This window comes from Nocardia sp. NPDC052316 (assembly GCF_044547795.1).
Taxonomy (GTDB): domain Bacteria; phylum Actinomycetota; class Actinomycetes; order Mycobacteriales; family Mycobacteriaceae; genus Nocardia.
This window is the reverse complement of sequence record NZ_JBIUBB010000002.1, coordinates 732,241-745,415: the sequence shown is the minus strand read 5'-3', so window position 1 is coordinate 745,415 and position 13,175 is coordinate 732,241. Positions and strand designations below refer to the sequence as shown.

13 protein-coding genes are annotated in these 13,175 nt (G+C 68.2%); 7 read left to right on the top strand and 6 right to left on the bottom strand.

Features of this window, described 5'->3' with window-relative positions:
- Positions 1-99 precede the first annotated feature (99 nt).
- Genes ACIHA7_RS10130 through ACIHA7_RS10120 form a run of 3 tightly spaced genes read left to right on the top strand, consistent with a single transcriptional unit; the run spans position 100 to position 3,153 of the window.
- The gene (locus tag ACIHA7_RS10130) at positions 100-1,164 is read left to right on the top strand and encodes a hemin ABC transporter substrate-binding protein (protein WP_397287698.1); all 1,065 of its coding nucleotides are present in this window, start codon (positions 100-102) and stop codon (positions 1,162-1,164) included.
- Entirely contained in the window at positions 1,161-2,267 is a 1,107-nt protein-coding gene (locus tag ACIHA7_RS10125; protein WP_397287696.1) for a FecCD family ABC transporter permease, read from the top strand. Before ACIHA7_RS10130 ends, ACIHA7_RS10125 begins: the two co-directional genes overlap by 4 nt.
- A 37-nt stretch (positions 2,268-2,304) precedes the next feature.
- Entirely contained in the window at positions 2,305-3,153 is an 849-nt protein-coding gene (locus ACIHA7_RS10120) for a heme ABC transporter ATP-binding protein (RefSeq protein ID WP_397287694.1), read from the top strand.
- Positions 3,154-3,492: 339 nt separating this feature from the next.
- On the opposite strand, the gene ACIHA7_RS10115 is transcribed toward ACIHA7_RS10120, so the two are convergent.
- From ACIHA7_RS10115 to ACIHA7_RS10100, 4 genes are read right to left on the bottom strand one after another with little or no spacing between them, the layout of a single operon-like run.
- A complete protein-coding gene (locus ACIHA7_RS10115; protein WP_397287692.1) occupies positions 3,493-3,852 on the bottom strand; it encodes a YrdB family protein in 360 nt (119 codons plus the stop codon).
- A 12-nt stretch (positions 3,853-3,864) separates the two neighbouring features.
- Positions 3,865-5,997, bottom strand: coding sequence for an MMPL family transporter (locus ACIHA7_RS10110; RefSeq protein ID WP_397287690.1), 2,133 nt, complete (start codon positions 5,995-5,997; stop codon positions 3,865-3,867).
- An 11-nt stretch (positions 5,998-6,008) separates the two neighbouring features.
- A complete protein-coding gene (locus ACIHA7_RS10105; protein ID WP_397287688.1) occupies positions 6,009-6,548 on the bottom strand; it encodes a hypothetical protein in 540 nt (179 codons plus the stop codon).
- Entirely contained in the window at positions 6,549-6,905 is a 357-nt protein-coding gene (locus ACIHA7_RS10100; protein WP_397287686.1) for a hypothetical protein, read from the bottom strand.
- 285 nt (positions 6,906-7,190) lie between these two features.
- Between ACIHA7_RS10100 and ACIHA7_RS10095 the strand changes: the two genes are divergently transcribed.
- The 3 genes from ACIHA7_RS10095 to ACIHA7_RS10085 are packed head-to-tail and all read left to right on the top strand — an operon-like array spanning position 7,191 to position 9,548.
- The gene (locus ACIHA7_RS10095) at positions 7,191-8,180 is read left to right on the top strand and encodes a YncE family protein (RefSeq protein ID WP_397287684.1); all 990 of its coding nucleotides are present in this window, start codon (positions 7,191-7,193) and stop codon (positions 8,178-8,180) included.
- Positions 8,180-8,467 carry a DUF5703 family protein gene (locus tag ACIHA7_RS10090; RefSeq protein ID WP_228540747.1) on the top strand — a complete coding sequence of 96 codons (288 nt, stop codon included), beginning with the start codon at positions 8,180-8,182 and terminating at the stop codon, positions 8,465-8,467. The genes ACIHA7_RS10095 and ACIHA7_RS10090 overlap by 1 nt, the downstream gene beginning before the upstream one ends.
- 4 nt (positions 8,468-8,471) lie before the next feature.
- On the top strand, positions 8,472-9,548 hold the full coding sequence (locus tag ACIHA7_RS10085; RefSeq protein ID WP_397287682.1) for a quinone-dependent dihydroorotate dehydrogenase: 1,077 nt from the start codon (positions 8,472-8,474) through the stop codon (positions 9,546-9,548).
- A gap of 159 nt (positions 9,549-9,707) precedes the next feature.
- Here ACIHA7_RS10085 and ACIHA7_RS10080 read toward each other — a convergent pair whose 3' ends face one another.
- Both ACIHA7_RS10080 and ACIHA7_RS10075 read right to left on the bottom strand, forming a co-directional pair.
- Entirely contained in the window at positions 9,708-10,076 is a 369-nt protein-coding gene (locus ACIHA7_RS10080) for a hypothetical protein (protein ID WP_397287680.1), read from the bottom strand.
- Positions 10,077-10,541: 465 nt separating this feature from the next.
- Entirely contained in the window at positions 10,542-10,877 is a 336-nt protein-coding gene (locus ACIHA7_RS10075; protein ID WP_397287678.1) for a hypothetical protein, read from the bottom strand.
- A 661-nt stretch (positions 10,878-11,538) separates the two neighbouring features.
- Between ACIHA7_RS10075 and ACIHA7_RS10070 the strand changes: the two genes are divergently transcribed.
- Positions 11,539-13,044 (top strand): carbohydrate kinase family protein, encoded by a 1,506-nt coding sequence (locus ACIHA7_RS10070; RefSeq protein ID WP_397287676.1) that lies wholly within the window; start codon positions 11,539-11,541, stop codon positions 13,042-13,044.
- Positions 13,045-13,175: the final 131 nt, after the last annotated feature.

Here is a 13,175-nt window from a genome sequence, read left to right as displayed (position 1 = left end):
TGCCGACAGCACGCTGATCCCGGCAGGCACCTGCCCCGACGGGATGATCCGCGCCGACCCGATGCGTACTGCCGCGCGGCACGTCTTAGGCTGACCTACATGAGTGTGACGTCCGGAAATCCGTCCGTCCGAACGCGGTGGACCGCCGGTGTCCGAACCGGCTGGTCGCGCTGCGTGCTCGCCGTGCTCGCGCTGACCATGGTCGCGGCCTCGGCCGCGTGCAGCAACGACAGCGCCGCGCCGAGTACCGGACAGCGCGGTCCGGCCACCGCGACGCTGAACAGCCTCGACCCGGTGCCCATCGGGCCGGTACCGACACCGACGCTGCCGGTCACCGTGCGCTCGTTCGACGGGACCGAGGTCACCGTCACCGACAGCAGTCGCATCGTCGCCGTCGATCGCTACGGCACCCTCTCGCAGATCGTCTACGCGCTCGGTATGGGATCCAAGCTGATCGGTCGCAGCACCGTCGCCTTTCCCGCCATCCATGACGTCCCCAACGTGGCGGGCGGCAACGGTTCGCTCAACGTGGAAGGCCTGCTGGCGCAACGTCCTTCGATCTTCCTGACCGACACCGTCTCGGTCACGCCCGCGCTGCGCGAGCAGTTGCGCGCGGCCGGGGTCACGGTCGTCTTCTTCGATCCCGAGCGCACCATGGATGGTGTGGTCCCGCAGATCGAGGCCGTCGCCGCCGCGCTCGGCGTGCCCGACCGCGGCAAGGCGCTCGGCCAGCGCACCCGCGACGAGATCGCCGCGGCCACCGCCGCCGTGCCCAAGCAGGATCCGCCACTGTCCATCGCGTTCCTCTACCTGCGCAGCGCCGCCATCACCATGCTCGCCGGACCCGGTTCCGGCGCGGACTCGCTCATCGCCGCGCTCGGCGCCAAGGACGCGGGCGGCGCACTGACCGAGCCGTTCGTCACCATCACCAGCGAGGCGATGATCGCCGCGGCGCCCGACCTGCTGCTGGTGATGTCGGACGGCTTGAAATCCGTTGGCGGCGTTGACGGTTTGCAGAAGGTGCCCGGCATCGCGCAGACCCCCGCCGGGCGCAACAAGCGTGTGGTGGACATGTCCGACTCGGTCGTGCTGAGTTTCGGCCCCAACACCGGCCGGGTGATCGCCGCCCTCAGCGAGGCCGTCTACGGCGCTCGGCCCGCATGACCGATACGGCCGCCACCGGGACCGCACCGCAGGTGACCCCCGACCCGCCGCCCGCACCGAAGTCGCGCGGACGTTCGCGCACCGCGCTGGTCTTCGCGGTCGCGATCCTCGGACTGATCGTGCTCGCGCTGGCCTCGGCCGCGATCGGGCAGGTTCCGACCACGCCCGCCGAGGTCGCGGGCAGTGTGCTGCACCGGATCGGGTTGGACTGGGGGCCGATGCCCGCGCATCCCGCCGGTGAGGTGACGCTCTGGGAGGTGCGGTTCCCCAGGGTGCTGATGGCCATGCTGGTCGGCGCGGCGCTGGCCACCGCGGGTGGGTTGTTGCAGGGTGTGTTCGCCAATCCGCTTGCCGAGCCCGGTGTTATCGGGGTGTCGGCCGGTGCCGCCGTCGGCGCGGGCACCATGATCGTGGTCGGCGGCGCGTTCGTCGCGGCCTGGTCGGTGGCCGCGGCCGCGTTCGTCGCGGGGCTGGGCACCACGCTGCTGGTGTATCTGCTGGCCCGGTCCAACGGGCGCACCGAGGTGGTCACCCTCGTGCTCACGGGTGTCGCGATCAACGCCTTCGCGGGCGGGTTGATCGCGTTCCTGCTGTTCGTCGCCACCCCCGCGGCACGCGACCAGATCGTGTTCTGGCAGTTGGGTTCCCTCAACGGCGCGACCTGGGATTCGGTCACCGTGGTCGCCACCCTCACCGCGACCGGCGTCGCCGCCGCCGTTCTCATCGCGCCACGGCTGGACCTGCTCGCGCTCGGTGAACCCGCCGCCCGCCACCTCGGCGTCGACGTGGAACGCTTGCGCCGCAACGTCATTCTGGTCGTGGCCATCCTCGCCACCGCGGGCGTCGCGTTCACCGGCATCGTGCTGTTCGTCGGCCTCATCGTCCCGCACCTGGTTCGGATGCTCGTCGGACCCGCCCACCGGGTGCTGATTCCGTTGAGCGCCATCCTCGGTGCCGTCGTGCTGCTCGCCGCCGATGTCGCAGCACGCTCCCTGGTCCGCAACGCCGACCTGCCGCTCGGGATGCTCACGTCTCTCATCGGGGGGCCGTTCTTCTTCTGGTTGCTGCGTCGTACCCGGGCCCGCGCCGGTGGGTGGGCATGATGCGCGCTGTGGCGCCCCGGCAGTTCGGAGGTGGCGCATGAGTGGCGTTCGCCAAGTGTTCGCGCGGACACACGAATTGCCTCCTGCACCGGAGAAGGGGGAGGTCACGTTGCGGGCGCGGGGCGTCAGTGTGGACCGGCGGGGGGACAAGAGTGCGCAGCGGCGGGTGCTCGAAGCGGTGGACTTCGAGGTCGTCGCGGGTGAGGTCGTCGCGCTGGTGGGGCCCAACGGGGCGGGCAAATCGACGTTGCTCGCCGCACTGGCCGGGGAGTTGACGCCGAGCGAGGGAACGGTCGAGCTAGCGGGGCACGCGCTGACGCACTGGTCGCCGCTGGACATGGCGCGTCGCCGTGCGGTGCTCCCCCAAACGCATACCGTCGGTTTCCCGTTCACCGCCCGCGAGGTCGTCGCGATGGGCCGCGCACCGTGGCTGCGCACCGAGCGCCGCGAGCTCGACGACGAGCGGATCGCCGCCGCCATGGCCGCCGCCGACGTGGAACACCTTGCCGCCCGGTCCTTTCCGACCCTCTCCGGCGGTGAGCGCGCCCGTGTCGCGCTGGCCCGCGTTCTCGCCCAGGACACCGGAACCCTGCTCCTCGACGAACCGACCGCAGCCCTCGACCTCGGCCACCAGGAAGCCGTGCTCCACCTGGCCACCAGCCGGGCTCAAACAGGCACCGCCGTCGTGGTCGTCCTGCACGACCTCGGCATCGCCGCCGCCTACGCCGACCGCGTCGCAGTCCTCGAATCCGGCCGCATCGCCGCCGACGGACCACCCCGCCAAGTCCTCACCACCGACCTCCTGACCCGCGTCTACCAACACCCCGTAGAGGTCCTGAACCACCCCGTCACCGGCGCCCAACTGGTCCTCCCCGTCCGCCGCTGACTCCCCGGCGTCACCGTCCGGCAAGCCACGCCAGTACTCAACCACTCGGCGAGTGAGCCGCCCGGGCCGTCCAGCGAGCCACCCAGCCCTACCTGTCCGGCGAGCGATCCTCCCTGCGAGGCGACGACATCCCATCTCTGCCCAGCCACTGCCGCACTCGCTTGGGCAGTCGCCATCGCCACCCGGCGCCACACCAACAGTCGGCCGACGCGGCATGAAGACGTCCATGGGAGTCTCGGTGGTGATAGCGACCCAGCACCGAGCGCAACGCGACGGCGGGGCGGCCCGTTGACGTTTGCCGCGCCTATCCCCCACAACAAGATGGGCAGCAGGGAACAGTTAGCCGCCGGGTATCAGATTGCCCTGCAGACGGACTCGCAGCACAGCGTTCACTGCCCAGAGAACGAAGAAGATAACCCCGACGAGCAGGTTTGTCGCACTCGCCCAGGCCAGTGCACCACCCCCGAACCAGATCACTTCGAGGGCGAGGCGCCACCGCCCGGTGAGGGGAAAGCGGCGATTCTGGCCTGCGCCGAACATCGCCCACATGAGGATGAACAGGGTGGGAGCCATGAGGCCGGTGACCACGCGGACCAGCACGCTGCCGGGCATGGTAAAGCCCCAGACCGCCGCTGCGGCAACAACTCCCAGCTCCAGCAGGAACATGGCGACCAGGTTGGCGCCCTTGAGCCCGGACATCACTCGACTCCCTCAGCGCCAGATCAGTTTCAGCACCGCGGGTGTCAGCAGCATCCGGATGACCGTGGCATCCAGGATCAGGGCGGCGATCATCCCATAGGCGATGTACTTCATCAGCACCAGATCGGAGAACCCGAACGCACCGGTGACGACGATGAGAATGGCTGCGGCGGAGGTGATCACCCCGCCGGTGTGAGCAATGCCATAGCGAATCGCCTCGGCCGGTTCGGCACCACCGGCCCGCGCCTCCGCCACCCGGGACAGCAGGAAAACCTCATAGTCGGTGGACAATCCGAACACGACGGTCACGATCAACGCGAGCACCGCGAACATCAACGGCCCCGGCGTGAAGTGGAAGAACTCCGCTCCGTGTCCCTCGACGAACACCCAGGTGAGCACCCCCAACGTCGACACCAGACTCAACGCGCTCATCGCGACTGCCTTGACCGCCAACACGATCGACCGAAACGCCACATACATCAACGTCAGCGCCGCTATCGCGAGAATCGCCACCAGCAGCGGCAACCCTTCCAGCAGCCCGTTGATGCTGTCGCGTTCCAACGCGGGCACCCCGGCCACCATGACGTCCACGCCGGGCGGCTCCGGAATCGCCCGCAGCGCGGAGATCACCCGGTCGGAATCCTGCTTGTCCGCCAGCCCCGCCTGCAGCACATTGATGCCGTCCTTGGTCGCCACCGACGGCTCGAATCGCCCAGTAAGCCCGGGGATCTGACTCGCCTCGAAGCGGATATCGCTGAGCTGCTGCGGGTTCGCCCCCAGCACAACAAGTTTCAGTGGTTCGGTGCGGAAACTCGGGAACAGCTCGTCGAACCGCTCCTGCGCCACCCTGGCCGGATTCTCGGCCCCGAGATATTTCTCACTGATCCCACCGAACTCGATGTTGCGGAAGGGAATACTCAGCGCGAGCAGCGCGAGCACGATCGGCACCGCCACCGCCAACGGCCGCCGCATCGACCACTGCGCGAGCCGCGAGAAGAACCCCGCGTCGATCTGCGCCTCGGTCTTGCTGCGGGAGAACCGCTTCCAGCCGAGCAGATCGATCCGCCGCCCGGCGATGCTCAGCGCCGCGGGCAGCGCGGTCACCGAGAGCAGCGCGGCAAGCAGCACCGAACTGATACCGCCGTAGGGCACCGAACGCAGCACCCCGTTCGGAAAGATGAACAGCGCGCCGAGACTCACCGCGATGATGGCCGCTGAGAACAGCACCGTGCGCCCCGCCGTCGCGACCGTGCGCGCCGTGGCGTCTTCCACACTGCGCCCCGCGGCCAGCTCCTCCCGGAACCGCGTGACAGTGAACAACCCATAGTCGATCGCCAACCCGAGACTCACCAAAGTCATGACGGTGCTGGCGAATACGTTCACATCGATGACCCCGGTGAGCGTCCGCATGATGCCCGCCGTGCCCATGATCGTCATCCCGCCGATCAATACCGGCAGCAAAGCGCCGATCACCCCGCCGAACACGAAGTACAGCAGGATCGCCACCAACGGCAGCGCGATGATCTCCGCCCGGTGAATGTCGTTCTGCATACCGGTGTTCAGGCCCGCCAGCACCGGCTGCAAACCGGCCAGCTGCACCGTGGTGCCGCCGGGCCCGCCGCCCGCCTGCCCGGCACCGAGGTGGTCCTTGATCGCGGTGTAGTTCTCGACGGTGGCCGTGCCCTCGCCCCGCAGCCCGACGCTGGCGAACGCGTGCGTGCGCGTGGCATCGGTGGCGTTCGCCGCGAACGGACTGTCCCAATAGCTGTCGATCTTCAGGATGTTGTCGGGGAACCTCGCCAGCAACCCACTCAGCGCACCCGTCACCGCGGACCGCACGGCCGGATCGTCGACGGTGGTCCCCGCCGGCGCGGTGTAGAGCAGGATGAGGTCACTGTCGGTGTCGCGCCCGAACGTCGCGTCGGCGATCTTGGAGGCCGCCACCGACTCGCTCGACTCGTCGAACCAGCCCTCCTGCGTCAATCGGTCGGTGAGATCGCGCCCGAACCAGCCGGAGGCCAGCACCGCCAGCGCGAACACGCCGAGCACGAGAAACCGGTGGCGGTAGACGAACCTGCCCCAGCCGAGCAGCCCGGAGTGCAGCTTCGAATCGTCCTGCGAGCCGCGAGTGCGCGAAGTCCGCAAATCCGACACGGTCAGCCGCAGGCCGGCGTGCGATAGTCCGCGGAACGCAGAATCCCGCACAGGTCGGTCCGCGAGATCTTCCACTTGCCGTCGAGCAGCACGAAATGCACCACGGTGGTGCGCACCGCGGTGCCGCTGCCGTCCTTGTCCAGGCGCATCGTCGCGGTGAGCGTGCCGTCGTGGTTGTCGAACACCGGATCGGTGACGCCGTAGACGGCGCGCGGGTTGTCCTGCAGCGCCTTGTACATGTCGGGGATCGCGGTCTTGAACGCGTCGCCGTCCTCGATGAGGTCGGTGCGCTCGCTGTCCGGCAGCCCGGGGTCCAGCGCGCGCTTGATCTGCGCGTCCAGCTGGGCGGCCGTCGGCAGCGGCGGGTGCGCGGCGATGGAGGAGGTGGTGATGGACGCGGACAACGACGCGTTGGCCGACGAACGCGCGGCGTCGACGGCCGCCTCGTCCGGTCCGGTGCTGCATGCCGCAACGGCGGCCACCAGCAGGAGGCCGGTCGCGGTCAGCGCGGTGCGGGCGAGATATGTGTATGGCATCACCATCTACATACCATCAATTACGGAACTGATGCGTCCCAGCAACGCGCGCACGGTGGTCACGTCGCGGTCCGGAACCGCGTCCACGGGCACCGCGTCGGGGATCATGTCGCGGACCAGCGCGACGACGCTGCGTTCGTCGTCGAGGTCGATATCGGTGACCCTGGCCTCGGCGACCGCGACGACATCCTCCGGACCAGGCACCGCGCTGACGAGGTCGGACCGGTAGATCTCCAGCGTCAACGTGGACCGGACCGTGCGGAACGCGTACGGCCGGCCGTCGCCGGTGGTCCCGAACCCATGCGCGAACGGACCAACGGTTACGTCATCGATGGCAAATCCAGACGTATGGTCGGCTATCAACCGGATCTCCCTGATTTGGACACTGTTTCAGCTCAACCGTAACCCGCGTCACCAACATTCTCCCCCCGCCGCCACCCCGGTACGCCGCGATGGTGCGCCATCATGGTCAGATGGAGGAGTTGCGATGAATCGTCGGTAGAAGGAGTTCGGTGAATGCGCCCTCGCGGCTGGTGTGGATTGGCGGCGTTCGCGGACACCTCTGTGATTACCCTCCGGGACCGGAACCGCGGCGTTCGATCCGCGACACGCCCGGGCGTCGCTCGCGTCGCCACCGCACTCGTCGGTGTGACGACACTCGCACTGCTGGCCGGATGCTCCGCCGGCTCGAACAGTGACAACCTGCCCACCAGGGATCCCGCCGTCGCCGCGGTGTCACCCGCCGCAACAGCGCGTCCGGCAGGTGACGTCGTCGGACTCGCCGAGCCCGTCGGTGCGCTGCTCGTAGAAGCAGGAACCGGTCAGCTCGCCGCGCTGGAGTCCGGCGAAACGAGCAGCACCCTCGCCCTCTTCGACCCGGCGACGCTCACCAGCACACCGCGCACCCTGTCACTGCCCGCGCACGGGGCAGCTCTCGCCCAGGGCAAACCAGGCGAACTGCTGATCCCCGCGCCCGATCGGATCATCCGCGTCGACGTCGCCGCCGCCACCCTCACCGAACTCCCGGTGGACGGCGACGCCAGGTCGGTGCAGCGCCGCGACGACGGCACCCTGCTCGTCGGCACCGCGGACGGCAAGGTCGGCACCCTCGACCCCGAAGGCAAGCTCGTCCGGACCGTCGACGGCCTCGCCTCCGCCGACGCGCTCGCCCTCACCGCGGATCACGTGGCCGTGCTCGACCGCCGCCAAACCTCGGTCACCGAGATCGAACTGGGCAAGAAGAACCTCGGCTTGGCCCTGCGCGCGGGCGACGGCGCGACCAACATGATCGTCGACCGGTTCGGCCGGATCATCGTCACCGACACCGACGGCGGCGAACTATTGGTCTTCAGCGCCGGACCTCTGCTCCTGCGCCAGCGGTTCCCGGTAAACTCTTCGCCTTACGCGCTTGCCTACGATCAGCGGTCCGACACCGTGTGGGTGACGTGCACGCAGAGCAACGAAGTCGTCGGATTCGATCTGTCGACAGGTATTCCGACAGAGGTCGGCCGTTACCCCACGGTGCGGCAACCGAACTCGGTGACCATCGATCAGCGCACCGGTGACATGTTCGTAGGGTCCGCGGCCGACGGCGGTCTGCAGCGGATCCGCGCGGACGATCGGAAGAGAGGCCAATGATGACTCGGGCAACGCGCGCGGACGACGAACCCGCTTCACCACGCGAGCAGCGAGCGCGCCGCAGCGCGCTGCCCGCAGGCTGGGAAACCACCAGCGACGACTACGAATACGTGCCGCTGCGGCTGCCACCCGAGGTAACCAGGGTGACCGCGTCCATGCGGCTGGCCATCCAGGCCGAGTTCGGCGGCTGGGAACTGTCCCGCGTGCGGGCCTATACCGACGGTAGCCGCCGGGTGCTGCTGCGCCGCCGAAAAACCGCACTACCCCAGCCGGAACCGGGAATGTGAGCTGATGTACGCCCTGTTATTACGCCTGATGTTCCTGGTTCCGCCGGAACGCATCCACCACTTGGTCTTCGGCGTCATGCGCCTGGCCGCGCGCTTCGCGCCGACCCGCTGGCTGATGACGACGGTCTTCGCCACCGACGATCCGATCCTGCGCAACACCGCGTTCGGTATCGATTTCGCGGCGCCGGTCGGCCTTGCCGCCGGTTTCGACAAGAACGCCGACGGTGTAGACGCTTGGGCGCCATTGGGTTTCGGCTTCGCCGAGATCGGCACCGTCACCGCGCAGGCACAGCCTGGCAATCCCGCGCCCCGACTGTTCCGGCTGCCCGCCGACCACGCGTTGATCAACCGCATGGGCTTCAACAACTTCGGTGCCGCGGCCGCCGCCGAGCACCTGCGCCGCCGCCGCGGTGCCGTGCCCATCGGCGCGAACATCGGCAAGACCAAAATCGTCGAACCCGCCGACGCCGCAGACGATTACGCGATCAGCGCGGCGCTGCTCGGCCCGCTCGCCGACTTCGTCGTCGTCAATGTCAGTTCCCCCAATACTCCTGGACTGCGCGACCTGCAGGCAGTGGAGTCGCTGCGTCCGCTGCTGCAGGCCGTGCTCGACAGCGTCCAGGTACCGGTCCTGGTGAAGATCGCCCCCGACCTGTCCGACGAGGACATCGACGCCGTCGCCGACCTGGCCGTGGAACTCGGCCTGGCCGGCATTGTCGCCACCAACACCACCATCCGCCGCGACGGCCTGCGCACCCCCGCCGACGAGGTCGCCGCCATGGGCGCGGGCGGACTCTCCGGCGCGCCCGTCGCCGACCGCTCGCTCGACGTGCTGCGCCGCCTCTACCGCCGCGTGGGCGACCGGCTCGTGCTCATCTCCGTCGGCGGGATCGAAACCGCCGACCAAGCGTGGGAACGCATTCGCGCGGGCGCCACGCTGCTGCAGGGCTACACCGGGTTCATCTACGGTGGCCCGTTCTGGACACGCAAAATTCACCGTGGACTCGCACAACGGTTGCGCGACAACGGGTATCAGAACATCGCCGAGGCGATCGGCGCGGAGTACGCGGCCAACGCCTGAGCTCGGTGCCCGCCGACGCGGGACCGCAGTGACGACCGGTCGGCGCGGCACCACGTCGGCGCGGCACCACGTCGGCGCGGCAGCATTCGGTCGACGCACTGTCGGCGAGACAGCGCGTCGATGCTCTGCCCGGGATGCGCGAGCCGCTACCCGGATCCGCTAGCCGCGAACGAACGGCGGATCGATGGCATGCCCGTGCTGGTGCGGTCGCTCGGCCGGCGCCAGCTCCGCCAGCGGTGCCAATCGCGCCGCCATTCGCCGAGCCAGCAGCACCACCGCCTCGGTCAACGTGACGCCGAGCGCGCTGGCGTAGTTGTTCAGCCGGACCATCGCCGCCGGATCGTCCACCGCCTTCGGGTCGCCGAGCAGTTCGTCGAGTTCCATGCCCGCCCGTGCCTGCGCGCGGGTCAATTGCCGGTCCGGCAGCCAGCTGAGCCGCCACACCTCCGTGCTCGAATCCGCTGTCCGATGGGCGGATTCGGGTGTGCTGTCGCTGGTCATCGACCAGGCCGTCACGTCAATGGTCACGACGTCCTCCTGTCGTGCATCCGGTGTGCAGTCGGAGACTGGGGTGCTGCACGGTGGTCCCCCGTTGGTCGGCGCGCGACGATCCGCGTGGTGCCGAACGGCCTCGCTCCTGGAGGTGGAGGAGACCGCGCCGGGACCTGACGACCGCTTTCGGGGTGCGTCGAATCTCGGCCGAAGGTGCTGTGTTCGAAGAATCCCGCTCGCCACCAGGCCCTCCCGCGTACCTGGCGGGGCGATGAATCGCCAATTTCAGTGTGGCACTTGCCGTTCTCAATGGTCAATCGCCTATGTCCATCGATAGTTGACGGTCCGTCGGCTCGCTAAACCTCCTATCATGAACGGCAGGGGATGACGACCGGCTTCAAGGCTATGGAGAGTGGGTCTCGAAGATGCCTCCACCGCATTCCAGAATGGTTGCCGTCGCGGCTTATTGCGCCCACCACCCGCCGGGACCGGTCGGTGATCTCACCGATGCCACAACACGCCCGAATGGTCGTGCGGCGCAGCTTGATCACGACGGATCCGGGCCGCCATGCGCTTGGCCAGCAAGATCACCGCGTGCTCGCGGAGGATGCCGAGATGATCGGCGCACGCGGCGACCCTGGCCTGTACCCGCCGATCGTGCACCGCAGCCGGATCGCTGAGAAGTTCGTCGAGCTCCATGCCCGCCCGCGCTTGGGCCGGCGTGAGCGCACGATCCGGCAGCCAGCTCAGGCGCCATGAGTCCTGCTCCGCCACAGCGCGGTACGCCGACTCCGGGGTCACGGTGCTGCCGATCCAATTCGCCGTCTGAATGATCATGCCTGCCTCCGAGTTCTTCGGCCCAGCGCTGCCGGGCCTGCTCGGTTGTCATGCGGACTCCGCGCCCGCCGTACGCAGCGTCCATTCGGGGTGACACTGCTGGTCATCGAGTCTGCTTGTGCGCATTGCTCGTCGCGGTCGCCGCGAGACAATGACCGCACCGAATCCGGCCGCCCTGATGGATTCGGGCAAGCGACCGGTCGCCGGATTCAGGCCGACGAGGCGGCCCGCCTAGCGGAGCGGAGAATTCGGCTCCAGCTCCGTCGCGCCGCTCCCGGGCTGGCACCGGCTACGTCGGCGAGTGTGCCGAATCAACAGAATCACTTTCATCACCAGGGACCTCCCAGTCAGCTGGTGCGGCGACTGATCACCACATTCAGTGTGGCAGTTGCCGATATCGGACGTCAATTGACATTACGTAAGGGGCGATTGACATGCCAGTGGTCGTCCAACAGTTTCGAAGTGCGCATTCTTCGGACCAAACATGCTGCGGCCCAACACTTGGCGCAACCAGCTTGCGCAGCAAGCCGCACTTGTCCGGAGAACTCGGCAAGTGCTCGCGTTGATCGGCAATTGACGGTAATTGCAGCCGTACGTACCGTTGGTTACCAGCGGTTCGCCTGCGGCCGGGAGCTGAGGACCGAGACGGAGGAGGCCCACGATGGCCGTCCATGAGTCGGATATCGTCGCCGTGCGCAGCGCACTCCAGCAACTGTCCAAACACCAGGGACTGACTCCGAAACGGTTGCGAACCACCGTGATCGACGCAGGCACGCTCTTCGCCCTGCCTGCGGTGCAGCGCCGCCACCGCCAACTCGGCGGCGACGTGCCGGAGGCCTTGATCTCGGTTGTCCGAGAACTGGCGCAGCAGTTGCCCGCCACCGACCGGATCATCGTCGACGCGGAGTTGACTCTTCGCCTCCTCGACACTGCGTCCGCGCACGAACTGGATGTCGAGCAGCTCTACGACAACGAGCTCGGCAAACGCCGCAGCTACCTCGTCGAGCAGTGGCAGGCCCTGCACGCGGCAGTCGGGGCGGACAACGTGCCGCCGCCCCCGACCGAACGCTCGCTGCGCACCACCCCGGAGCGACACGCCTTCACCGAGCTCGCCAAGGCACTCGCGGCCGGGGTGGTCCGCACACCCGAACCGACGGCGTGCCACGGAGCTCGAATCGACCGTCACACAGCAGGTCCCGTGATCACGGTGATCGGCGACGCGGTCATGGATCTGGTGTTTCGAGCCGACCACATACCGTTGTCCCCCACCGCACACACCTCGACGCGCGCGAGGCACGAGTTCCGACCGGGTGGCAAAGGACTGTATCGCGCGGTGGCTGCCGCGCGTCTCGGCCTGGACGTCCGGTTGATCGCGGCGGTCGGCGACGACGTGGAGGGCCGCCGCATCCTCGAGTATCTGCGGTCGGAGCACGTCGATACCGAACTGGTACGGATCGTGCCGAACACGCCGACGCCGGTCGTCTGTGTCCTCGTGACAAACGACGGTGTCACCAGCTTGGTGAGTAAGACCGACGCGATCCGGCTCGGCGAGGACGACCTGAACGCCGCCGCGGCGCGCGCGACGCTGGCCGCCACCCGCGTGGTACTGCTGACCTTCGAGCAACCCGGCAGCATCGTCGAGCTGCTGCTGGAGATCGTTCGGACGCTGCCCGATCGCCCGGTGGTCGTGCTGCACCCGGCACCGCCGGAGGAGGCTCCGGCGCGCTTACACCAGTTCCTCAGCGTCATCGACTATCTCGTGGGTTCCCCGGCCGAACTCGAACGCATCGCGCAGCAGACCAACCGGCTCAGCGTCGACGAGGCGATCACGCAACTTCGACTGCTCGGCTCCCGCTCGGTGTGCGTGATCGAGAATTTCCAGGCCACCGTGCACTCCGACACGGTGGAGGTGCACGTCCCGCGATTCCAGGTGGAACTGGAGGACAGTCCCGCCGTGCGCGCCGTGTTCTCCGCCGCCCTGGCTTACCGCCTCGCCACCTCGAACCTGCCAGCCACCGAGGCGGACTTCGTCTGGGCGACAGCGGCCATGGTGGCGGCTCGATCCGGGTTCCTGCTGCACCGCGACGACGAGCTTGTGGACGAGATCGATCGCATCCTCCGAATCACCGAAGGGCAGCACCGTACCGAATTGCTGGACAAGCGCTGATTCAATCCTCAACCGCCCCTTGCGGTCCCGCAGCTCGGGCGATCAGACGCGCATACCTGGTAATCCAGATGTGATCTAGAACACATCAGGCGTCGATGGGCTTGCCACTCGGTAACTTCGCCGCGTTCATC

Bases quoted from the DNA above. Each gene is read 5' to 3' on its own strand.
- ACIHA7_RS10090 (WP_228540747.1), top strand. From the start codon at position 8,180: ATGACTCGGGCAACGCGCGCGGACGACGAACCCGCTTCACCACGCGAG.
- ACIHA7_RS10125 (WP_397287696.1), top strand. From the start codon at position 1,161: ATGACCGATACGGCCGCCACCGGGACCGCACCGCAGGTGACCCCCGAC.
- ACIHA7_RS10075 (WP_397287678.1), bottom strand. From the start codon at position 10,877: ATGATCATTCAGACGGCGAATTGGATCGGCAGCACCGTGACCCCGGAG.
- ACIHA7_RS10130 (WP_397287698.1), top strand. From the start codon at position 100: ATGAGTGTGACGTCCGGAAATCCGTCCGTCCGAACGCGGTGGACCGCC.
- ACIHA7_RS10105 (WP_397287688.1), bottom strand. From the start codon at position 6,548: ATGGTGATGCCATACACATATCTCGCCCGCACCGCGCTGACCGCGACC.
- ACIHA7_RS10085 (WP_397287682.1), top strand. From the start codon at position 8,472: ATGTACGCCCTGTTATTACGCCTGATGTTCCTGGTTCCGCCGGAACGC.
- ACIHA7_RS10120 (WP_397287694.1), top strand. From the start codon at position 2,305: ATGAGTGGCGTTCGCCAAGTGTTCGCGCGGACACACGAATTGCCTCCT.
- ACIHA7_RS10115 (WP_397287692.1), bottom strand. From the start codon at position 3,852: ATGTCCGGGCTCAAGGGCGCCAACCTGGTCGCCATGTTCCTGCTGGAG.
- ACIHA7_RS10070 (WP_397287676.1), top strand. From the start codon at position 11,539: ATGGCCGTCCATGAGTCGGATATCGTCGCCGTGCGCAGCGCACTCCAG.